Annotated in this window: 14 protein-coding genes; 7 read left to right on the top strand and 7 right to left on the bottom strand. The window is 60.4% G+C overall.

Translation table 11 applies throughout. From position 1 onward, the window contains the following. Positions 1-15: 15 nt before the first annotated feature. Positions 16-720: a trehalose operon repressor gene (gene treR / locus ACXX9E_RS28230; RefSeq protein ID WP_123466067.1), complete on the bottom strand. Its 705-nt coding sequence runs from the start codon at positions 718-720 to the stop codon at positions 16-18. Between the two features lie 235 nt (positions 721-955). On the opposite strand from treR, the gene treP reads away from it, so the two are divergent. The 7 genes from treP (at position 956) to tadA (ending at position 10,345) form a co-directional block, all read left to right on the top strand. Next, positions 956-2,398, top strand: coding sequence for a PTS system trehalose-specific EIIBC component (treP, locus tag ACXX9E_RS28225; protein ID WP_186748222.1), 1,443 nt, complete (start codon positions 956-958; stop codon positions 2,396-2,398). Between the two features lie 90 nt (positions 2,399-2,488). Continuing rightward, a complete protein-coding gene (treC, locus tag ACXX9E_RS28220) occupies positions 2,489-4,138 on the top strand; it encodes an alpha,alpha-phosphotrehalase (protein WP_222834357.1) in 1,650 nt (549 codons plus the stop codon). A 105-nt stretch (positions 4,139-4,243) separates the two neighbouring features. Then, positions 4,244-5,467, top strand: coding sequence for a maltoporin (locus ACXX9E_RS28215; protein WP_458556550.1), 1,224 nt, complete (start codon positions 4,244-4,246; stop codon positions 5,465-5,467). A gap of 62 nt (positions 5,468-5,529) precedes the next feature. Then, positions 5,530-8,058: a phosphoenolpyruvate--protein phosphotransferase gene (ptsP, locus tag ACXX9E_RS28210; RefSeq protein WP_458556549.1), complete on the top strand. Its 2,529-nt coding sequence runs from the start codon at positions 5,530-5,532 to the stop codon at positions 8,056-8,058. Between the two features lie 2 nt (positions 8,059-8,060). Next, positions 8,061-8,351: a PTS sugar transporter subunit IIB gene (locus tag ACXX9E_RS28205; protein ID WP_128614561.1), complete on the top strand. Its 291-nt coding sequence runs from the start codon at positions 8,061-8,063 to the stop codon at positions 8,349-8,351. 117 nt (positions 8,352-8,468) lie between these two features. Then, on the top strand, positions 8,469-9,845 hold the full coding sequence (locus ACXX9E_RS28200) for a multicopper oxidase family protein (RefSeq protein ID WP_123466083.1): 1,377 nt from the start codon (positions 8,469-8,471) through the stop codon (positions 9,843-9,845). Continuing rightward, positions 9,845-10,345: a tRNA adenosine(34) deaminase TadA gene (tadA, locus tag ACXX9E_RS28195; RefSeq protein WP_123466085.1), complete on the top strand. Its 501-nt coding sequence runs from the start codon at positions 9,845-9,847 to the stop codon at positions 10,343-10,345. The genes ACXX9E_RS28200 and tadA overlap by 1 nt, the downstream gene beginning before the upstream one ends. A gap of 165 nt (positions 10,346-10,510) precedes the next feature. On the opposite strand, the gene cmoB is transcribed toward tadA, so the two are convergent. From cmoB to ACXX9E_RS28165, 6 genes are all read right to left on the bottom strand, one after another. Further along, positions 10,511-11,467 (bottom strand): tRNA 5-methoxyuridine(34)/uridine 5-oxyacetic acid(34) synthase CmoB, encoded by a 957-nt coding sequence (gene cmoB, locus ACXX9E_RS28190; protein WP_123466087.1) that lies wholly within the window; start codon positions 11,465-11,467, stop codon positions 10,511-10,513. After that, the gene (gene cmoA, locus ACXX9E_RS28185) at positions 11,464-12,207 is read right to left on the bottom strand and encodes a carboxy-S-adenosyl-L-methionine synthase CmoA (protein WP_267798666.1); all 744 of its coding nucleotides are present in this window, start codon (positions 12,205-12,207) and stop codon (positions 11,464-11,466) included. The genes cmoB and cmoA overlap by 4 nt, the downstream gene beginning before the upstream one ends. Positions 12,208-12,454: 247 nt before the next feature. Then, positions 12,455-13,090, bottom strand: a complete 636-nt coding sequence (locus tag ACXX9E_RS28180; RefSeq protein ID WP_186748215.1) for a lysoplasmalogenase — start codon at positions 13,088-13,090, stop codon at positions 12,455-12,457. A 2-nt stretch (positions 13,091-13,092) separates the two neighbouring features. Then, positions 13,093-13,485 carry a protease inhibitor I42 family protein gene (locus tag ACXX9E_RS28175; RefSeq protein ID WP_123466093.1) on the bottom strand — a complete coding sequence of 131 codons (393 nt, stop codon included), beginning with the start codon at positions 13,483-13,485 and terminating at the stop codon, positions 13,093-13,095. A gap of 390 nt (positions 13,486-13,875) precedes the next feature. Further along, positions 13,876-16,293, bottom strand: coding sequence for an endopeptidase La (lon, locus tag ACXX9E_RS28170; protein WP_458556548.1), 2,418 nt, complete (start codon positions 16,291-16,293; stop codon positions 13,876-13,878). A gap of 263 nt (positions 16,294-16,556) precedes the next feature. Then, positions 16,557-22,277 carry a membrane-targeted effector domain-containing toxin gene (locus tag ACXX9E_RS28165; RefSeq protein WP_458556547.1) on the bottom strand — a complete coding sequence of 1,907 codons (5,721 nt, stop codon included), beginning with the start codon at positions 22,275-22,277 and terminating at the stop codon, positions 16,557-16,559. Positions 22,278-22,356 lie beyond the last annotated feature (79 nt).

Below are 22,356 nucleotides of genomic sequence, written 5' to 3'. Positions count from 1 at the left end.
GAAAGATGTCGGGGGTCAGCGCCGTGCCACGTCGGAAAAGTAGAACTTGTCGAGGGTGTGCCGCGATTCGGTGTACTCGAACTGACGGCCGTCCTGGAGGAAGGTCTGGTTGCTGACCACGATCACATGGCTCTGGCCGTCGAGGTCCAGGTGCAGTTGATCGTCCTTGCTGCGCGGCACCGCTTCGATGGTGCGTTGGGCGTAGGCAATTTGTAACTGCAGGGTCTGTTCGATATGGGCGTAGATCGATTGCTCGGCGATCTCGAGGGACAGGCCGGGAATCACTTCGCTGACAAAGTGGTTGATGTCGAGAATTACGCGTTTGCCGTCGATCCGCCGCACACGCTTGATCCGGGTGATGAGACTGCCGGGTTCGGCATGGATGTGTTCGAGCAGGGCGCCTTCGAGCGGGATCTGGCTCAGCTCGACCACTTCGGTGCTGACATCATTGCCCAGGCGCGGGTAGGTCTCCTGGAAACTGACGATGCCGCCGAGCTGAAACTCGATCGGGTCGGTCGACAGCACAAAGGTGCCCTTGCCATGGATTTTCTGCGCAAAGCCGCGTTCCTGAAGCAGTTCAATCGCTTTGCGCACCGTGCCTCGGCTGGCCTGATAGCTGTCCATCAGTTCGGTTTCGGATGGCAGGCGGGCTCCGCGCTGCAGGCGCTCAGTGGTGATGTTGGCCAGCAGATCGCTATAGATCTGGTTGTATTTGCTCATGGGGAGGCTCGGTGCCGGCTGTGCTCAAAGCTTCGAACCTTAAGGCCAGGGTAGGGCTTTGTCCATGTGGGCGATGGAAATCACCTTAAGGTCGGGTAGGAAAATTCGCCCTCGGTCTGGCGGGAATATACACAAACAAACTCGTCTGTACGAGTTGTTGCATTAACTCGTACAGACGAGTATTTTTCGCTTCGGCGTGCTGCCAATAACAACAATCCATAGCGGAAGAATTAGCATGAGCCACGACTATCCGAACATCGCCCGGCAGTTGCTGCAAAGCCTCGGCGGCAGCGACAACCTCGAGCAGGCCGCCCATTGCGTCACGCGGTTGCGGCTGGCCCTTAAGGATCCGAGCCTGGTCGACAGTGCCAGGCTCAACCAGATCGACCTGGTCAAAGGCTCGTTCTTCACGGGGGGCCTGTATCAGGTGGTGATCGGTCCGGGCGAAGTGGAAAAGGTCTATGCCGAACTGCGTCGCCAGACCGGTCTCGCGGCGTCGACCATCGCTGACGTCAAACAGAAAAGCGCCGAAAAAATCAACGCCATGCAGCGTCTGGTGCGGGTGTTTTCCGACGTGTTCATGCCGATCCTCCCGGCGCTGATCATTGCCGGCCTGCTGATGGGCATCAACAATCTGCTCGGTGCCAAAGGCATGTTCATCGACGGGCAGACCCTGCTCGATGCCTACCCGAACCTCGACGGGCTGTGGAGCCTGATCAATCTGATGGCCAACACCTCGTTCGTGTTTCTGCCGGCGCTGGTGGGCTGGTCGGCGGCCAAACGCTTTGGCGGCAGCGAGATCCTCGGCATCGTGCTCGGTCTGATGCTGGTGCATCCTGACCTGCTCAACGCCTGGAACTATGGCAAGGCCGTCGCCGGGCTGGACGGGCAGCATCTGCCGTACTTCGACATTCTCGGGCTGTTTCAGGTGGAGAAAGTCGGTTATCAGGGGCAGATCCTGCCGATTCTGCTGGCCGCCTACGTGATGAGTGTCATCGAAAAGTGGCTGCGCGCGCGGGTGCCCAACGCCATTCAATTGCTCGTTGTACCCATCACCACCATTGTCGTCACAGGCGTGCTGGCGCTGGCCGTGATCGGCCCGGTGACCCGCCACCTCGGCATCTTCATCACCGAAGGGCTGGTCATGCTGTTTGATCTGGCGCCGATGGTGGGGGGCGCGATTTTCGGTGTGCTGTATGCCCCGCTGGTAATCACCGGCATGCACCACATGTTTCTCGCGGTCGACCTGCAATTGATCTCGACCCAGGGTGGCACCTTTATCTGGCCGATGATCGTCATGTCCAACCTCGCTCAGGGCAGTGCCGCCCTGGCGGTGTTCTGGATGACCCGTAATGCACGGGACAAGAGCATGGCGTCGACTTCGGCGATTTCCGCCTACTTCGGCATCACCGAGCCGGCGATGTTCGGCGTCAACCTGCGCTACAAGTTTCCGTTCTACGCCGCGCTGACCGGTTCGGCGCTGGGCTGCGTGTTCCTGTCGCTGAACAAGGTTCAGGCCTCGGCCATCGGCGTCGGTGGTCTGCCGGGGTTCATTTCGATCATTCCGCAGTACATCCCGATGTTTGTACTGGGGATGCTGATTGCCATGCTCGTGCCGTTTGTTCTGACCTGTGCATTGAGCATGAAGATTGTCAGGCCCGGTTATCGGGTTGCCTGATCAAGTGCTTTCGCGAGCAAGTTCGCTCCCACAGTCGATCGCTTTTCAACGTGGGCGCGAGCTGCACGGACTTATTGAAGGAGTTGTGCCATGCAAGACTGGCAGCGTTCGGTGATCTATCAGGTCTATCCGAAGAGTTTTCATAGTCACGCCGGCAACCCGACAGGGGACCTGCTCGGTATCGTCGCCAAGCTCGACTACCTGCAGTGGCTGGGTGTCGACTGCTTGTGGATCACGCCATTCCTGCGTTCGCCGCAACGCGATAACGGCTATGACATCAGCGATTACTACGCCATCGACCCGAGCTACGGCAGCATGGCCGACTGTGAATTGCTGATCGCCGAGGCGGGCAAGCGCGGGATCAAGCTGATGCTCGACATCGTGGTCAATCACACCTCGATCGAGCACGTGTGGTTTCAACAGGCGCGCAGCAGCCTCGACAACCCTTACCGTGATTTCTACATCTGGCGAGATCAGCCGAACAACTGGGAATCCAAGTTCGGCGGTTCCGCCTGGGAGTACGAAGCCCAGACCGGTCAGTACTACCTGCACCTGTTCGACCACACCCAGGCCGACCTGAATTGGGACAACCCCAAGGTCCGCGCTGAAGTGTTCAGGATGATGCAGTTCTGGCGGGACAAGGGCGTGGGCGGTTTTCGTCTGGATGTGATCAATCTGATCTCCAAGCCCGCGGACTTTCCCGAAGACGCCAGCGATGGCCGATGCTTCTATACCGACGGGCCGAATGTCCACGAATACTTGCAGCAGATGCACCGCGAGGTTTTCGAAGGGCACGACCTTATCAATGTCGGCGAGATGTCATCGACCAGCCTCGAACACTGCATTCGTTATTCGAATCCGCAGTCGAAAGAACTGTCGATGACCTTCAACTTTCACCACCTGAAAGTCGATTATCCGAACCGGCAGAAGTGGGTGCGCGCCGACTTCGATTTCCTCCAGCTCAAGAGCATCCTGTCCGACTGGCAGATCGGCATGCAGGTCGGCGGCGGCTGGAATGCGCTGTTCTGGTGTAACCATGATCAACCGCGCGTGGTCTCGCGCTTCGGCAATGACGGTGAGTACCGCGAACTCTCGGCGAAGATGCTCGGCACCGCGCTGCACTTTCTGCAGGGCACGCCGTTCGTGTATCAGGGCGAAGAGTTGGGCATGACCAATCCGGGGTTCGAGTCGATCGAGCATTATCGCGATGTCGAGACGCTGAACATCTTTCGCCTGCGGCGCGAGGCCGGCAGCAGCGACGCCGACAATATGGCGGCGATCATGCAGAAGTCCCGTGATAACGGGCGCACGCCGATGCACTGGGACGCCGGGCCGAACGCCGGTTTCAGCAGTGTCGAGCCGTGGATCGGAGTGCCGGCCAATGCCGCGCAGATCAACGTCGCCAAGCAGCTCGATGACCCCGACTCGGTACTGCATCACTACCGCAATCTGATCGCACTGCGCCGCCGCGAATCGCTGATTACCGAAGGGGTGTACCGACAATTACTGCCCGAACATCCGCAAGTCTGGGCGTATGTGCGTGAAGGCAGCGCCGAGCGTTTGTTGGTGGTGAACAACTTCTACGGGACAACCTGTGAAGTGGAGTTGCCGACGACAGTCATCAGCGAGTCAATGAGCCAGCGCCTGTTGATCAGCAATTATCCGGACGGCCCGTTGCGCAAGCGGCAGGTGGTTTTGCGACCTTACGAGTCCTTCGTCCTGCACCTGATTGATCCCTGACATTTAACTGGAAAAACCAGCTTTCAAAAAACACGCAGAGCACTGCGCGGGGATTTTTGCGCGCCGAATTCATGCAACCAGACAATAAAAACAATGGGGTGGCTTATGAAAACAACAATAAATCGCAGCCTTGCAGTGGCAGGTTTTTGCCTGGCCTTACCGTCAGTTTCAGAGGCGCTGGAGTTTGGCGGCTACTTGCGCAGCGGTGTCGGCACGTCGGTCAACAGCAGCGGTCAGTCGTGCTTTCAGTTACCGGGCGCGCAGACCAAATATCGCTTGGGTAACGAGTGCGAGCAGTACGGCGAGCTGGAGTTGCGCCAGGACCTTTACACCCTCGACGACGGTTCGGTACTGAGTGTCGACGGCATGGCCTCGCTGTACAACCGCTACGACCGCAGCCTCACCTTCAAGGACGACAACGGTTCAATCCGCTTGCCACAGGCTTATGCGCAGTGGTCGGCGATGCCGGCACTCAACGGTGGTTCATTGTGGGCCGGGCGCCGTTACTACAAACGCAATGACATCCATATTTCCGACTTCTACTACTGGAACCAGAGCGCCACGGGCGGTGGGGTCGAAGACGTGTTGATCGGCGACCTTAAATACAGCTACGCCTTTTCGCGCAAGGATAACCTGTACCAGAAGGACTACATCAATCGGCACGACTTCAACGTCGCCGGGTTCAAGACCAACCCGGGCGGTGAGCTGGAGTTCGGCTTGAGCTATATCGACAAACCCGACAGCCGCGATGCCCATCGGGGCTGGGCGATCACCACGCAACATGTGCAGACGGGTTTTCTCGGCGGCAAGAACAAACTGGCGCTGCAATACGGCGAAGGGCCGGGCACCGGGCTGGGCTATACCGGCAACGTCAAACTGGACGACAGCAACAAGAGTTACCGGATCGTCGAGTTTTTCGACTGGCAGGTGACACCGCGCTTCGGTGGCCAGGTCGAGGCGGTGTACCAGAAAGACATGCGCCCGGACGGTGCCGATCAGAACTGGATCTCTCTAGGTGTGCGTCCCACCTATGCGCTCAGCGACCACTTCAAACTGGTGACCGAACTGGGCCACGATCAAGTCGAAGCCCAGGGCGGCACGCGCAAGCTGAGCAAATTCACGTTTGCCCCGACCTGGTCGCCCAAAGGCCCTGAGTTCTGGGCGCGTCCAGAGGTGCGCCTGTATTACACGTACGCTACCTGGAACGAGGCGGCCAAACGGGCGGCCAATGAACTGGCCAAAGGCTCGGCACTGTCTGATACCGGCGCCTTCGGCAGTGCTCGCCACGGTGCGAATGTCGGATTGCAGGTCGAATACTGGTGGAAATAAGCGATGCTGGTGGAGCGTCGCGCTCCATGAGCACTTCAAAGCATAAAACTGCAGGTGACGTCATGGCCACACCCCAACAATTGCAACTGCTGGCTCCTTTGTCCGGTGTCCTGATGGCGCTGGAGCAGGTCCCCGATCCGGTGTTTTCCGGGCGCGTGATCGGTGACGGCCTGTGCATCGACCCGACCTCGTCGACCCTGTGCGCGCCCATGGCCGGGGTCATCAGTAATGTGCAGGCCAGCGGACACGCCGTGAGCATCACCGACGACCATGGCGTGCAGGTCTTGATGCACATCGGCCTGGATACGGTGAACCTCGCCGGGCAAGGCTTCACCCGTCTGGTTGAAGAGGGCCAACGGGTCACCGCGGGGCAGGCGCTGATCGAGTTCGACGCCGATTACATTGCCCGACATGCGCGCAGCCTGATGACATTGATGCTGGTGGTCAGCGGGGAGCCGTTCACTTGGCTGGTCGCGTCGAGCGGACGGGTCGAAACCGGTCAGCCGTTGCTTGGGCTTGTCAGCGGACAGACGATCAGCGAAGAGCCAGGCGCAGCAGAAACGCCGGCGGTGTTTTCACAGCAGTTGAAACTACCCAACGCCAATGGCCTGCACGCGCGCCCGGCAGCGGTGTTTGCGCAAGCGGCAAAGGGCTTCGCGGCAAAGATTTACCTGCACAAACAGCAGGCTCGGGCCAACGCCAAATCCCTGGTGGCGATCATGGCGTTGCAGACCGCTTTCGGCGACAGCGTGCAGGTCAGTGCGGTGGGCGAAGATGCTGACGCCGCCATTGATGCGCTGACTCGATTACTGGTTGAGGGCTGCGGTGAAACGGTGACAGCAGTGGCATCTGTCGAGGTGGTTGAAAGCGAGGTTCTGACCCTTCTGCGTGGCGTCTGCGCGTCACCCGGTTCGGCATTGGGCAAAGTGGTGCAGATCAGCGAGCCAGTCTTCGACGTCAGCGAGTTCGGCGGCGGAGCAGGCATCGAGCGTGCGGCCCTCGCCACTGCGCTGGTCGAAGCGGATCTGGCCTTGCAGCATTTGCGCGACAGCGCCGCTGGCGAGGCCGAAGCCGAGATCTTCAAGGCGCATCAGGAACTGCTCGAAGATCCGGGACTGCTCGACCAGGCCCAGGCGCTGATCAGTGAGGGCAAAAGCGCGGCGTTCGCCTGGCGCGCAGCCACTGAAGAAACCGCAGCGATGTTTCGCCAGTTGGGCAGTGCGCTGCTGGCCGAACGGGCAGCGGATCTGACCGATGTCGGGCGCCGGGTGCTCAAGTTGCTGCTGGGGATTGCCGAGCAGGCGCTGGCGTTGCCGCAAGACAGTATTCTGATCGCCGATCAGCTAACCCCGTCGCAGACCGCTGGCATCGATACCAGCAAAGTACTGGGGTTCGCTACGGTCGGCGGCGGCGCGACCAGCCACGTGGCGATTCTCGCTCGCGCCTGTGGTCTGCCGTCGATCTGCGGGGTGCCGGTGCAAATGCTCGCACTGTGCAACGGCACCCCGGTATTGCTTGACGCCGACAAGGGCGAATTGCATGTGCATCCCGATCCTGCGGCCGTCAGCCAATGGCAGGCGCGGCACGCGCAACAGCGTCACCGCCATGAACATGAGCTGGCCAATGCAACGCTCGCGGCACGGACCCGTGACGGGCATCACATCGAGGTGTCGGCCAACGTCGCCTCATTGTCTGAGACCGAGCAGGCAATGGCTCTGGGCGGTGCGGGCGTCGGCCTGCTGCGTTCGGAATTTCTCTATCTGGGCCGCAATCACGCACCGAGCCATGACGAACAGGTCGCCACCTACAGCGCCATCGCTCGCTGTGTCGGACCTGCGCGCAATCTGGTGGTGCGCACCCTCGATGTCGGTGGCGACAAACCGCTGGCCTACGTGCCCATGGACAGCGAAACCAATCCGTTCCTCGGCGTGCGCGGTATTCGTTTGTGCCTGGAGCGCCCGCAGTTATTGCGTGAGCAGTTCCGGGCCATGCTCGGCTGTTGCGATCTGACGCATTTGCACATCATGTTGCCGATGGTCACGCAACTGTCGGAACTGCGTCTGGCGCGGCAGATGCTCGACGAGGAAACTCTCGCGCTGGGGCTAACGCAACGGCCGAAACTGGGGATCATGATCGAAGTGCCGGCAGCGGCACTGATGGCGGACCGGTTTGCGCCTCTGGTGGATTTCTTCTCGATCGGCACCAATGACCTGACGCAATATACCCTGGCGATGGATCGCGATCACCCGCGCCTGGCCAGTCAGGCCGACAGTTTTCATCCCTCGGTACTGCGCTTGATCGCCATGACCGTGAAGGCCGCGCACGCCCATGGCAAATGGGTCGGCGTGTGCGGGGCGATGGCCTCGGAGCGTCTGGCGGTGCCGTTGTTGCTGGGGTTGGGGGTGGATGAGCTGTCGGTGAGCGTGCCGATGATTGCGCCGGTCAAGGCGACGGTGCGCGAGCTGCAGTTGGCCGAATGTCAGATCATCGCCCAACAAGTGCTCGGTCTGGAAAGTGCCGGGCAGGTGCGCGAGGCGCTGCAGCTGTTTCACGAGGCAACCGTCGATACTTTGCGGGTTCTGGAGAACTGAAGATGTTGGATAAATTGCAGAAGGCATTCTGGAAGGCCCTGACCCCGGATCTGGTAGTGGACACGCCCGAAGCGCCGGCCGAGCCGAGCGAAGGATTAAGCGCGGCCATCGTCGCGGCACTGGGCGGTGTGGATAACCTCCAGTCGCAGCAACCACTGGCGTTGACGCGGGTGCGGGTTGTATTGCGTGACGTGTCGGGCATTGATCAACAGGCTTTGAGCGCTGCCGGGGTCGCGGGCGTGATGCCCTTGGCGGACGGTGTGGTGCATCTGATTACCGGGCTGCGACCTTAAGCCGGTCAGGGGCGTGCGGCCTCAGGTCGCCCTTACTGTTTCTCATCCGCAGGTGTATCGTATTCGCCTTTTACGGGCCTGTCGGGTCCGATGCTGATACGTGAGGTAGTTGAGTTCATGTCCTTTACCCGTCGCCAAATCCTCGGTGGCCTGGCCGGTCTTGTTGTCGTTGGTGTCGGAGCGGGGGGCGCGTCGCGTTATTGGCTGGGCAAAATGGCTGACGCTGAAGCGGGCCATGACTACGAGTTGATTGCCGCGCCCTTGGACGTTGAGTTGGTGCCGGGGCACAAGACCGAGGCCTGGGCGTTCGGCCCGTCGGCACCGGGCACCGAGTTGCGCGTGCGTCAGGGCGAATGGCTGCGGGTACGGTTCATCAACCATCTGCCGGTGGCGACCACCATCCACTGGCACGGCATCCGCCTGCCGCTGGAAATGGACGGCGTGCCATACGTCTCGCAACTGCCGGTACTGCCGGGCGAATACTTCGACTACAAATTCCGCGTGCCGGACGCCGGCAGCTACTGGTATCACCCGCACGTCAGCAGCAGCGAAGAACTTGGCCGGGGATTGGTCGGACCGCTGATCATCGAAGAGCGCGAGCCGACCGGTTTCAAATACGAAAAGACCTTGAGCCTGAAGAACTGGCACGTCGACGACGAAGGCAATTTCGTCGAGTTCAGCATTCCCCGTGAAGCGGCCCGTGGCGGCACGGCAGGGCGGTTGTCGACGATCAATGGCGTGCCGTTGCCGGTGATCGAATTGCCGGCCGGGCAGATCACGCGTGTGCGCCTGCTCAATCTTGATAACACCCTGACTTATCGCATCAACATTCCCGGCGTCGAAGCGCAGATCTACGCGCTGGACGGCAACCCGGTCGAGCCACGGCCGCTGGGCAAGGAATACTGGCTCGGCCCCGGCATGCGCATTTGCCTGGCGATCAAGGCTCCGGCGGCCGGTGAAGAGTTGTCGCTGCGTAACGGCCCGGTGCGTCTGGGTACCCTGCGCTCGGTGGCCAACAACGATGCGCCGACCGAGTGGCCAAAGGCCTTGCCGGCCAACCCGGTGGCCGAGCCGGACCTGGCCAATGCCGAGAAACTCAACTTCAATTTCGAATGGGTCGGTTCGGTGTCGGTCAACGTCGACAACGGCAAGCCGCCGAGCCTGTGGCAGATCAACGGAAAGGCCTGGGACATCACCGACAAGACCTGCGCCGACCGGCCGATTGCCAGCCTGAAACTCGGTCAGAGCTACATCTTCGAGCTGAAGAACATGACCCAGTACCAGCACCCGATTCACCTGCACGGTATGAGTTTCAAGGTGATCGCCTCGAACCGGCACAAGATCATCCCGTACTTCACCGACACTTATCTGCTGGGCAAAAACGAGCGCGCGCAGGTGGCGCTGGTGGCCGATAATCCTGGGGTGTGGATGTTCCATTGCCATGTGATCGACCACATGGAAACCGGCCTGATGGCCGCCATCGAGGTGAAGTGATGCGCCAGATTCGCCCCGCCGCGATCATTGACCGCAGCCGTGACCGCGACTTCATGCGCGAAGCCCTGGACCTCGCCGCCCAAGGTGCAGCGCTCGGCGAAGTGCCAGTGGGCGCGGTGCTGGTGCAGGACGGTGAGATCATCGGTCGCGGTTTCAATTGCCCGATCACCACCAGCGACCCCAGTGCCCACGCGGAAATGGTCGCGATCCGCGCCGCCGCCCAAGCGGTGGACAACTATCGCCTGCCGGGCAGCACGCTGTATGTGACGCTGGAGCCGTGCAGCATGTGCGCCGGGCTGATCGTGCATTCGCGCGTGGCGCGGGTGGTGTATGGCGCACTGGAACCGAAAGCGGGGATTGTGCAGAGTCAGGGGCAGTTTTTCACCCAGGGCTTTTTGAATCACCGGGTGTTGTATGAAGGCGGGGTGTTGGCGGAGGAGTGTGGCGCGGTGTTGACCGAATTCTTCCGCGCCCGAAGAGCAAAAAGCCCCTCACCCTAACCCTCTCCCGGAGGGAGAGGGGACTGACCGAGGTGATTGGCAGAGCTATGGCGATCAAGATATCGAGTTGAACTCAGATCTTGAAAAGCCCAAAGATCGGCCCCCTCTCCCAGGGGAGAGGGCTGGGGTGAGGGGGGAGTTCACCGCGGTGTTTGAGAGGTTGGATTACTTCTTCGCGACAATCACAGCACGCATCGGCGCCGGCAGGCCCTCGATGGTTTTGCTGTGGTCTTCGGGATCAAGGAAGTCGCTCAACGACTGGTACTTCATCCACTCGGTGCCGCGCTGTTCTTCGACCGTGGTGGTGCTGACGTCCACACACTTCACATCGGTGAAACCTGCTCGGCGCAGCCACAATTCCAGCGCCGGCACCGACGGCAGGAACCACACGTTACGCATCTGTGCGTAACGGTCTTCCGGCACCAGCACCTGATGCTTGTCGCCTTCGACCACCAACGTTTCCAGTACCAGTTCGCCGCCCTTGACCAGGCAGTCCTTCAGCGCCAGCAAATGTTCGATCGGCGAACGACGGTGGTAGAACACACCCATGGAGAACACCGTGTCGAAGCCTTCGAGGTTCGGCGGCAGGTCTTCGAAAGGAAACGGCAGGTGCCAGGCGTTCGGCTCGGACAGATAGCGCTGTACCGCCTGGAACTGGCAGAAGAACAGCCAGTTCGGATCGACACCGATCACGCTGTCCGCGCCGGCGCCGAGCATGCGCCACATGTAATAACCGTTGCCGCAACCGACATCGAGGATGCGTTTGCCCTTCAAGTCGAGGTGCGGCGAGACGCGTGACCACTTCCAGTCCGAGCGCCATTCGGTGTCGACGTGCACGCCGAACAGGTCGAACGGGCCTTTGCGCCACGGCGACAGGCCCATCAGCGCGGTCCGCATCTGCGCGCGGGTTTCATCGTCGCAGTCGGTGTCGAGTTTCAGACCGTTGAGCAGGTCGACTTCGCTTGGCTGGATTTTCGGCAGGGCGTCCAGCGCACTTTGCCAGCGCTCCAGATCGCCGTGACCTTTCTCCATTTTCTTGTCGAGTTGCACTTGCAGGGTGCTGGCCCATTCGGCCAGCGGTGTGCCGGCCAGACGGCGGGCGAGGGGGGACAGATCAATCATGGCAAGGCAATCAACGAGGCAAAGTTAAGACACTGGAACCACGGCACGACTTTCGAGAACCCGGCGGCCAGCAGGCGTTCGCGGTGTTCTTCGAGGCTGTCGGGCTTCATGACGTTTTCGATGGCGCTGCGCTTCTGGGCAATCTCCAGTTCGCTGTAGCCGTTGGCGCGTTTGAACGCGACGTGCAGATCGGTGAGCAGCGCGTGCTCTTCGGCATCGTTGAAGCGCAGTTTCTCCGACAGAATCAATGCGCCGCCGGGCAGCAAAGATCGGCGGATACGCGAGAGCAACGCGGTGCGCTGTTCCGGGGCAATGAATTGCAGGGTGAAATTCAGCGCCACCACCGAAGCAGGCTGGAAATCGAGGGCGAGGATGTCGCCTTCAATCACTTCGACCGGCAGCAACTCCTGGAACATCGAATTCTGGCCGTTGAGGTATTCGCGGCACCGCTCGACCATCGCCGCCGAGTTATCCACAGCGATCACCCGGCAACCGTCGGTGCGAACATGGCGGCGCAGCGCCTGAGTCACCGCCCCGAGCGACGCGCCAAGGTCATAGAGCACGCTGTTCGGTTGGGCGAATTGCGCGGCGAGCACGCCGAGGTTTTCGACGATGGTCGGGTAACCCGGCACCGAGCGCTTGATCATGTCCGGGAACACCCGCACCACGTCTTCGTTGAAGGCGAAGTCAGGCACCTTGTCCAGGGGCTGGGCGAAAATGCGATCGGGTTCTTTGCTCACGGCGGTTTCCGGCGGTGTCGATGGAAAAGGCCGGCATTTTAGCCAAACTGGCGCGGGGATGCGCGGGTTGTCTGATAAAGCACCGCACACAAACCTGAAGCACACACGTGTGGCGAGGGGATTTATCCCCGCTCGGCTGCGAAGCAGTCGTAGAACCTGTGCATGCGATAGGTCTGATACACATTGCTGGCAGGTTTTAGGGGCCGCTTCGCAGCCCATCGGGGATAAATCCCCTCGCCACAGTTATTCAGCGTTTGGTCTGGGAGAAAGCGGAGGCCGCAATGCCCCACTGGCCCAGCCAGTAGCTGAGGATGATGACGTACGGCGCAGCGTGAAATGGCGACACAAACCGGTCAATGCCAATCACGCTGTCCGAGAACACAAACGCCAGCGCACCCCCCGCCGCCAGTAGCGCCGAACGCTTGGGCACATCGGTTCCGAGACGAGCGAGGGCACGCCAGAGCATTGCGCTGATCGCCGTGCCGTAAACGATCACCGGCACCAGCAACGGCCCCAGACCGCTGGAAATCAGAAGTCCCAGCAATACCGCGCCAACTCCGAGGGCGAGCACCAACGGCAACACCGCCAGACGCTTGCAGTCACTCAGATAAGCCTTCAGATAAGCCAGATGCGCGACCAGAAACGCACCGAGGCCAAACACAAACAGGTCTCCCGGCCACGCCAGCAACACATCACCGAGCAGTGAGAAAATCAGACCCAGGCTGATCCAGCGCCGATAGTCACCGGGCGGCGCATCGTGCAACCAGCCGAGCAGCGCCAACACCGGCAACGGTTTGACCAACAGGCAGAGCAGCGCCGCATGGGTACTCAGGCCGTAGAGATACGTCACCGCGCCCATCAGCGCCAGAATCAGCCAGCCCACGATCAGTTCACCGAGATCGCGCAGTCAAAGGTTTCCACCGGCAACACTTCCGGAGCCCACGGCTGTTGCGAGGTCAGGCGCAAGCGCCCGGTGCCGGGAGCGAAGGCCTGAAAGCGCCAGGTCGACAGGCCGGCCGCACCGACGACGCCGGCGTCTTCTGGATTGCTGTAAACCTCGGGGCTCAATGCACGCAGCACGCCACCGGCCGAATCCTGAATGGCCCAGCGATAGCCCGTGGTCGGGTTGCTTGGCAGCATCACAATCAGGTTTTGCCCGTTGGTGAGCCGGACCGGGCACTCGCTTTGTTTTTCCACGGTCACGTTGTGTTTCGGCTGCGTGGCGCACGCGGCCAGCAACGAAAGGGCGAGGGGGATAAACAGGCGAGTGGGGGACATAAGGTCAGCAGCTCCGGCGTTGGTGACGAACGGCGAGCATAACTGAAGATGAGACAAAGTGTGACAACGCCAAGCCCTCACCCTAACCCTCTCCCAGAGGGAGAGGGGACTGACCGAGGTGTCTTGTGTCATACATCGACCTGAAAAACCGAGTCGATTATGGATTCAGCGAAGTACTTTCAGGTCGGCGTAACCCTGAAATATCTCTCGGTCGGCCCACTCTCCCCAGAGGGAGAGGGGACTGACCGAGGTGTCTTGTGTCATACATCGACCTGAAAAACCTAGTCGATTATGGATTCAGCGACATAGCTTCAGGTCGGCGTACTTCTGCAATATTCCGCAATTAGCTCCCTCTCCCTCCGGGAGAGGGCTGGGGTGAGGGGCTTTCTGTCAGAACAGGATCTTCGCCACATCCGCAAACTTCTTGGCGAAATGCACAGTAATCCCTTCCTTCAGATAATCCGGCAATTCCTCAAAATTACCCCGGTTTGGCTCCGGCAGGATCAATTCGAAAATCTTCTGCCGCCGCGCTGCAATCACCTTCTCGCGCACCCCGCCAATCGGCAGTACATGCCCGGTCAGCGTCAGTTCGCCGGTCATCGCCACGCCTTTTTTCGGCGCCTGATTGCGCGCGAGCGAGAGCAAGGCACTGGCCATGGTCACGCCGGCGCTCGGGCCGTCTTTTGGTGTGGCGCCTTCCGGTACGTGCAGGTGGACGAAGGCTTCGTCGAAGAACTTCGGATCGCCGCCGAACGACTTCAGGTGCGAGCTGACGTAGCTGTAAGCGATCTCCGCCGACTCCTTCATCACATCGCCCAGTTGCCCGGTGAGTTTGAACCCACGATTGAGCGTGTGAATCCGCGTGGCTTCGATCGGCAGGGTCGCGCCGCCCATGCTGGTCCAGGCCAGACCGGTAATGACGCCGGTGCCGGACAACACTTGTTCATTGCGAAATACCGGATGACCCAGCGACGCTTCAAGGTCTTTCGGCCCGAGTTTGATCACCGCTTTCGGGTCGTCGATCAGCTTCATCACCGCTTTGCGCACCAGTTTGCCCATTTGCTTTTCCAGCTGGCGTACGCCGGCTTCACGGGCATAACCGTCGATCAAGGCCTTGAGCGCGCTGTCGCTGATGCTCAGGCTGCCCTTGGACACGCCGGCCTTTTCCAGCAGCTTCGGCCACAGGTGACGCTTGGTGATGGCGACTTTTTCTTCGGTGATGTAGCCCGACAGGCGAATCACTTCCATCCGGTCCAGCAATGGGCCGGGGATCGAATCCAGAGTGTTGGCGGTGCACACGAACAGGACTTTCGACAGGTCCATGCGCAGGTCCAGATAGTGATCGAGGAATTCGACGTTCTGCTCCGGGTCGAGGGTTTCCAGCAGCGCCGAGGCCGGGTCGCCCTGGTAGCTCTGGCCCATCTTGTCGATCTCGTCGAGCATGATCACCGGGTTCATCACTTCGACGTCTTTCAGCGCCTGGACGAGTTTGCCCGGCTGCGCGCCGATGTAGGTGCGGCGGTGGCCCTTGATCTCGGCTTCGTCGCGCATGCCGCCGAGGCTGAAGCGGTAGAACGGCCGGCCGAGGGATTCGGCGATGGATTTGCCGACGCTGGTCTTACCCACGCCCGGCGGGCCGACCAGCAGCACGATGGAGCCGCTGATTTCGCCTTTATAGGCACCGACCGCGAGGAATTCGAGGATGCGGTCCTTGATGTCGTCGAGGCCGGCGTGGTGTTTGTCGAGGACTTTGCGTGCGTGCTTGAGGTCGAGTTTGTCCTCGCCGTACACGCCCCACGGCACCGACGTCGCCCAGTCGAGGTAGTTGCGGGTGACCGCGTACTCCGGCGAGCCGGTTTCGAGGATCGACAGCTTGTTCATTTCCTCTTCGAGGCGTTTCTGCACCTGCGCCGGCAGGACTTTGCCTTCCAGGCGCTGCTCGAACTGTTCGAGGTCGGCGCTGCGGTCGTCCTTGGTCAGGCCGAGTTCCTGCTGGATGACCTTGAGTTGCTCTTTAAGGAAGAACTCGCGCTGATGCTCGCCGATCTTGCGGTTAACTTCGGCGGAAATCTCTTTCTGCAGGCGCGCGACCTCCACCTCCTTGCGCAGCATCGGCAGGACTTTTTCCATGCGCTTGAGCATCGGCACGCAGTCGAGCACTTCTTGCAGCTCATTACCTGTCGCCGAAGTGAGGGCGGCGGCGAAGTCGGTCAGCGGCGACGGGTCGTTGGGGCTGAAGCGGTTGAGATAGTTCTTCAGCTCTTCGCTGTACAGCGGGTTGAGCGGCAGCAGTTCCTTGATCGCGTTGATCAGCGCCATGCCGTAGGCCTTGACCTCGTCGGTCGGCTCGGTCGGCTGATGCGGGTATTCGACTTCCACCAGGTACGGCGGGCGATGGTGTTTGAGCCAGGTCTTGATGCGCACGCGGCTCAGGCCTTGGGCGACGAACTGCAGTTTGCCGTTCTCGCGGCTGGCGTGGTGGACTTTGACCAGCGTGCCGTATTGCGGCAGGGCGCCGGTGTTGAAGTGGCGCGGGTCTTCCTGAGGCGTGTCCATGAAGAACAGGGCCAGCGAGTGGTGTTCGGATTTGCTGACCAGTTCGAGGGTTTCGGCCCAGGGTTCTTCGTTGACGATGACCGGCAGGACTTGCGCCGGGAAGAATGGCCGGTTGTGGATCGGGATGATGTAGACCTTGTCCGGCAGGTTCTGGCCGGGCAGGGCGAGGCCTTTGCCGGAGGAGGTGTGTTCGATGTGCTCGGCTTCGGTGTAGTCGTCTGGGTTTTCCGGGAATTCTTGCTGGTCGCTCATGGGGCACCTGCGCAATGGGGTATGGGTCTTAGATGGGGCAGGCTTGGGGTGGTTTCAATGGGGGGGGTGTTTCTGTTTGTGTGTTCAGGGTTTTGACAGGGTTTCTCTGCACCTGGCGACCTTCTGAACGCCGCCCGCGAGGCGTTTGTACCCCTTGGGGTGGGCCTGTTCAGTACGGCGCAGAGCGGCGGCATCCGACTGTAAAAAACCACCGGGCCGTGAAGCCCGGTGGTGGTTGGCAATGCGCCGTTCACGCCTGATGTTTATTTCACCTCGGTTAAATTCACATCATGGACCAGCATGTCGATCAGTTCCCGCAGGTATTTGAAACCCTCATCTTTTTTCTCCCAGCGATCAATGAACAGCAAGCCTTGGTCATTGATCTGGATCGGTGTCACAACGATGTCGCCGGTCTTGGACTTATGCACCAGACGGGGCCCACCGGTGCCTGTATGTTCGATCATGAACATCCCGGAGAGGGTCAGTTTGCTGCGGCTGACCGCCGGCGTCGGGGCTGGCGTTTGCGTTCCGGCGGTGGCCACGTTCATTCGAAAATCGCTGCGCAAGGCCAAGCTATTGGCTCCGTGCCTGCCGGTCACCACTTCCCACATCCCGTGGTGGACACCTCTGGCCAGTTCCGCAGTGGTGTCGCGTACATGGAGACTGATCGCCGAGAGGGTATCGCCCAGACCCGGCACACCCAGGTTGTAATTAGTGTGGGCATTGCCGATGAGGGCCATCCATTTATGCGGCCCGTGTGCCAGTTGGTCGGCTTCGATCACTTGGGTGGCGAAATAGCTGAACATCTCGTTTCGCGAGACGTCTTTGCCAGCCATACCCTGGAGGTGGTAGGACGCCGTGCAATCGAGTGCCCTGATACGGATCTGGTACTTGGCCGCCAACTGATAGACTTCTGTGTACGTATCATTACCCTTATAGAAGGGCATGTGGCCACTGTTCTGAAGTTTCAGATAAGTCCTCAGTCTGTCCGGCATATGCTGTGTCCGATAAAAGATATCCAGATCGGCCTGGTGCAAATCGGTGAGCAGATGTTCCACGTATAGCGTGTCATACCCGGCTTGCTTGAGCGCCTTCATGTACTTTTTCAGCAGCGCTTTGCTCGACACGTCTGCATGGGCTTCGCCAATCAGCAGGTTCCAGTGTCCGTCGGCCAGTTGCTGCAAAAACGCGTCGAACGCGGTGTCTGAAGTGATTGGCGGGAGCGTGGCAGCTTCCGGGGGCGTGTAGTGGGCAAAAGCGTCCCGGGACTTTTCCTGGAGCCGCTGGCGGGTGGCGATGAACGCATCGTATGCCTGTTTTTCATTGGGTAAGGTCGGGGAATAGCGTGAATCCATGCCGCGGGGTTGATGCAACATTTGCGCGATATCGTCACGCAGGGAGGGCGCAATATCGTATTCGCTGAAATGGTCGACAGCGGAGACGCTCGCTATGGGCCTGGAGACGGGCTGAGGCGCCTTGTACGCCGTTGGCCATTGCACCCGATAATCGCCCCTGGCTGCCGCATCGCCGGCGATGGCCCCGGCTGAATCGAGGCCGATGCGTGCCGGCTGATCCAGTGCGACATCTTCCACGCGCACGGCAACAGCCGCGTGCAGGTCGGCCAGGCCGGGGGTGTTGTCGAAGGTGCTCATGCGTGATTGTTCGGTGAGGACTACCCAGCGCTCTTCAGGCGCATCGGCGATATCGGCGGCCAGCGTCTTGTGCGAATAGAAATTCCTCAGGGGGTTGCTGCGAGGGGTCAATGGCGAAACGTCGTCCAGTACCAGGGCGCCGTCCAGTTGGTAGCTGGTCGACGCATCCAGCGCATGGATTTTCAGACCCTTTTCGCGCGCGGTACGCACCAGTGCCAGATAAGAGAACGCCGCGTTTTCCTCATGTCCCAGCGCACGGTCGACGGCTTTAAGGTGTTTTTTGATGTGTCTCCAGGTTCCGCCCTTGTTCATTTTTTCCAGCTTGATATGGAAAACATCTCCCGCCAGGTATTCCACGTAAAGTCGCTTGAAGTCGTTGCTCGCGAGTGCGTCCAGATTGCTGATCAGCAATTGTTTGCTGGCGATCGAACCGGGCTGGGCGCCGATCACCAGGTTTTTCCCTTTGACGGTGTCGCTGGCGATCAACTGGGCAAATGACAGGTTGTCGGCAACTGGCGGGACTTCGGCGCGGGCTGGCAGCGGAGCACTTTCGGCGAAATGCGCGGTGGCGTCCGTGCTGAGCTTTTCGACCTGTTTCAGGTAGGCGCTGCGTGTCGAAGCGAGTTCCTCGACCACCAGGTCGGTACGGGGGGCTATATCGTACTGACTGCGCTGGAGGATGTTCTGCCGGATTTGCGGATTCATCACCGCTTCGATGTGCTGGTGGTATTTGCTTTCCACGCCATAGACCTTGTGCGGACCGGGTGTCTCGGGCACGGTCTGGTATTTGGGCGCGCCGCCGGCCAAGCCGCTGCGCACCATAACCCCGTCGGCGTTGCGCTCGGTCAGGATGCCGGTAGAAACAAGGTCGGCGGAATCCGGCTTGTGCCAATAGAGCAAATAACGGCCGAATGGGTCGGGACTGTTGGGGGTAAAGTACAACTTGTTTTTGAAAAAGACCGCATGCATGCCATCCCATTCAGGTTCGGGTGCCCCTTGATTGATCACAGTCATGACCGCCTGTGGATCGTTGCTGACACTGGCGCTGGCGATGCGCTGACGCAAAGGCAGGCGCACGGCCTTGAGTGAACGCAGTGCCGGACGCAGGTCGGTCAGCAGCGCACCGGCGCTGTTGAACAGATAACCGAGAAAGTGCTGGAATGCTTCGCCATGGTCACCCTGGCGATACGCGTGCAGGCTGAGCATGGCGTCCTTGAAAGCCAGTAACAGGCCGCTGCTCAGGCTCAGCAGGGGGAATGGGGCAGTGGCGATGGCGGTGACCCATTCGACACAGGTCCAGACCAGACTGGCGATCATTTGCGCACGGCGGGTGGTGGTGGCGTTAACGTCGTCGATCCGACGTTGCAGCTTCATGTCGTAAAGGGCCGCGCGCAGATCACTGACCGCCGCGACCGTCCGGGTCGAGTCGTAAAGTGCGGGGCTGGCGGTGGTTTTATAGAGGTCTTTGGGCAGCCCTTTCTTGATGTTTTCAAGGTGCGTGCGAACCCTGTTCCGGGCGCTGGCGCCGACGCGCAAGGTCAGGTATTCGAGCATGCCTGACTGCTGCTGAAGCAGGTAATTGAACAGCCGCGCTTCGCGAAAGGCGACGCCGTCGGGTGCGTCGGGTGTGTAGAGCAGCACCGGGTTGTCGCCATGGCCGAACAGCCACGCATCGATCACCCATTCGCCGTCGATCATCAAACGGTGAATCGGATAGGTCGTGCGGATGGCTCCGGAAGTCTGCTCCATGCTGTCGATACTCTGCTCCAGCCATTGCAGATCGCGGTTGGCGATATGGCCTTGCAGCTGGCATTCCAGCGCGGCGGTTTTCATCTGCAGCCGGGTAATGGCCAGGGTCGCGTTGCGCCTGAAGCCGTAGCCTCCGCTCGTCGAACTTTGCAGCTCAGCCTTGACCTTGTCGATGTAGCGCTGGCCGATCCAGACACCGGTGACCGAGCGTGCGACATTCTGTGCGGTCAGGTTGCTGATATCGACGCCCTCCGGGCCTCGAAAGCGGGCCGAGCGGGAAAACTTCTCATCGAAAAAACCCACGCCGTCGGCGTAGCCGTCGCGATAAAGCGTGGTGTAAGTCATCGGTTTTGGCGTCCACGCGTGCACGAGGGAGCTTGGCGAGAACGCCCAGACGGTATTCGGGTCGACATCGTTGGCCGTGCGTTTGAGCAATTGGTTCAAGCTGATTTTTGCTTGCTCGTGCACGTAGTCATCAAACGTCGGAAAGCGACTGCCCGACAAGGCGTGGTTGTCGAACGCGCGCAAGGCACCTTCGGCGTCTTGGCTCAGAGTCGTCAGCTTCCGGCGGTTGGCGGCGGTGGTCGAGCGATACCACGCCGGTGTACTGAAATCGTAGTCGTCGATCCGTGTGGCGAGCACATGTTCAGCCATCGCCCGCAGGCAATCGAGATGACTGCCGGTGCGATCGAAGGTGATCTTTTGATGTTCCAGTGCCTCAGGCTTGAAACTCAATCCGGACAATACGTGGCGCAGCTTTGCGCGAAAGCGCATGGGCGCACGGCTGATCAGGTAGCCGGTCATGCTCTCGGCGCCATCATTGTGTCTGGCCCAGCCAAGCAAGTGGGTCTGGCATTCGCGCTCACTGTCGAAGGCCTGGAATTGTTGCGCTCGCGGCGCCTCTGGCGTGCACAGCAATAGCCGTTTGAGCGCACCGTTTTCATCGTTCTGGCGCAGCACCCACAAGTCCTGCAACTGTGCGCCGTGCAGCGACAGGGCGGCGGCGTGCAGGCGGGGATCGCTGCGGTCACGCAGACGCTGGATCAGTTGCAGGTCACTGTCGAGCAAGTGCCCTTGCAGCACTGCCGTGTGAGCGAGGGCGACGATACGATGATCAAGCAACTGCTCGATGGCCGGTTTGATTGCGGGCTTGGCCAGCAGCGTCTTTTGCAACTGATTGAAGTCAATCCGCGGCTGCAGGTCCAGGGCTTGTCTGATCAGCCACGCCGGCGTTATGTCAGCGTAGGTTTCCGGCAGAGGCGCGTCATCGTAGGTGAGACGGGTGTGGTTCAAAAACGCTGAGCCCGGTAACTCATCACCGGTGTGCGGGCCACGCAAGGACAGCTCGAGCAGACTGGATTGATGCACATAAACGCCGTAGCCCGGCACTTGACGTTCGGTCGAAAGGCTTAGCTTTTCCGGATCGAGATCGTCGATTTCCAGGTCTTCGCTCAGGCGTTCCAGCCATTGCTGACGGGCCACACCCCTCAGGCTGCCTGCCGGTTCCATCAGGTCGAGCAGGTGTTGCCGCTTCTGCTGGTAGTTGCGCAGATGTAGCGCCAGTGTGGTTTTTTGCGCGGTGCTGGCGCTGCGGTACCAGTCGGGTGCGCTGTAGAGCAGGTGGCGTTCGAACAAGGTTTGCGCGCGTAATTCCAGGCGCGGCGTGAGATCCGGCAGGGCGCCGGCAATTGCGCTTTCCAGCGCGGTGAGCAATCGCTTGGGGTCTTGCTGCGGGTTATCGACGAGGCTCAGGGCGCGCTCGATATCCTGCATGCGTTTTTCGATCAGCGCATCGTAGGTGTGTTCGAACAAGGGTTTGCTGTCGATCGGTGCGAGCAGCAGCGGCCAGATCCCCGCTGCGCCCACTGCGTGATAGCGCGTCGGCAGCATGTGCATGAACGCCTCCCTATCACCTGGCTGGTTCAGGGACGAGCGCAACTGGTTGTCGAGATCAGCAAGGGAGTTGAAGAACTCGATGCCTCTTGTCGGGGTGAACAGCAGGGCGTAACCCATGCTCTGGTCGGTTTGCAAGTCATTGACTCGGCGGGTGTCCTTTTCCATCACGACAAAGGCGCCGGCCAGCTCAACGGTGGTGTCTTGATAGGTGAACTGCAGCGCGTAAACGGCCGGACGCAGCATCGGCGCCAGATCGAGCTTTTGCAGCAGTGCGCCGGCCTGCGGGTGCAGCAGGCGGTCGGTGACGGCCTGTCTTGCCTCGTGGCCGAAGGCAGTGAAGCCGGCGTCATAGTTCAGAAAGGTTTTCGCGGGTTTGCCGTCGATCCGGTCGCGCTGGTCCATGTCGAGCAGTTGGGGGGCCAGTCTGGTTTTCAGCGTTGCGATCCGCCGTTTGCCTTCATCGCTTTGTAGATCGCTGTTTTCCAGGGCCTGATACAGCACGCGGCTGCGTTGCAAGTAGCTTGCGCGGTAGGTTTTCAGTTGCGCGTCGAGGCGTTTCAGATAGGTCTGTTCGGGATTCAGTTGCTGTTCGGGAAGCAACGGTGTTTGTGTATTGAACAGATGATGGCCGATAGCGTTGAGATCGTTTTTGATCTCTTCGGCGGTGGGCGCTGTGGTGTGGCTCATGGGCACTTTTTCCATGCTGAGGATGAGGGGGCAGCATGGCGAGGGACCGCGGGGGGAAGGTGGTATCTATATATGGGGG

It is taken from the genome of Pseudomonas sp. GNP014, assembly GCF_054344005.1.
This window is presented reverse-complemented; position numbering and strand designations above follow the sequence as displayed.

What these genes read in the sequence shown, in the direction of transcription:
- treR (WP_123466067.1), bottom strand. Translation starts at nt 720, where the DNA reads ATGAGCAAATACAACCAGATCTATAGCGATCTGCTGGCCAACATCACC.
- treP (WP_186748222.1), top strand. Translation starts at nt 956, where the DNA reads ATGAGCCACGACTATCCGAACATCGCCCGGCAGTTGCTGCAAAGCCTC.
- treC (WP_222834357.1), top strand. Translation starts at nt 2,489, where the DNA reads ATGCAAGACTGGCAGCGTTCGGTGATCTATCAGGTCTATCCGAAGAGT.
- ACXX9E_RS28215 (WP_458556550.1), top strand. Translation starts at nt 4,244, where the DNA reads ATGAAAACAACAATAAATCGCAGCCTTGCAGTGGCAGGTTTTTGCCTG.
- ptsP (WP_458556549.1), top strand. Translation starts at nt 5,530, where the DNA reads ATGGCCACACCCCAACAATTGCAACTGCTGGCTCCTTTGTCCGGTGTC.
- ACXX9E_RS28205 (WP_128614561.1), top strand. Translation starts at nt 8,061, where the DNA reads ATGTTGGATAAATTGCAGAAGGCATTCTGGAAGGCCCTGACCCCGGAT.
- ACXX9E_RS28200 (WP_123466083.1), top strand. Translation starts at nt 8,469, where the DNA reads ATGTCCTTTACCCGTCGCCAAATCCTCGGTGGCCTGGCCGGTCTTGTT.
- tadA (WP_123466085.1), top strand. Translation starts at nt 9,845, where the DNA reads ATGCGCCAGATTCGCCCCGCCGCGATCATTGACCGCAGCCGTGACCGC.
- cmoB (WP_123466087.1), bottom strand. Translation starts at nt 11,467, where the DNA reads ATGATTGATCTGTCCCCCCTCGCCCGCCGTCTGGCCGGCACACCGCTG.
- ACXX9E_RS28175 (WP_123466093.1), bottom strand. Translation starts at nt 13,485, where the DNA reads ATGTCCCCCACTCGCCTGTTTATCCCCCTCGCCCTTTCGTTGCTGGCC.
- lon (WP_458556548.1), bottom strand. Translation starts at nt 16,293, where the DNA reads ATGAGCGACCAGCAAGAATTCCCGGAAAACCCAGACGACTACACCGAA.
- ACXX9E_RS28165 (WP_458556547.1), bottom strand. Translation starts at nt 22,277, where the DNA reads ATGAGCCACACCACAGCGCCCACCGCCGAAGAGATCAAAAACGATCTC.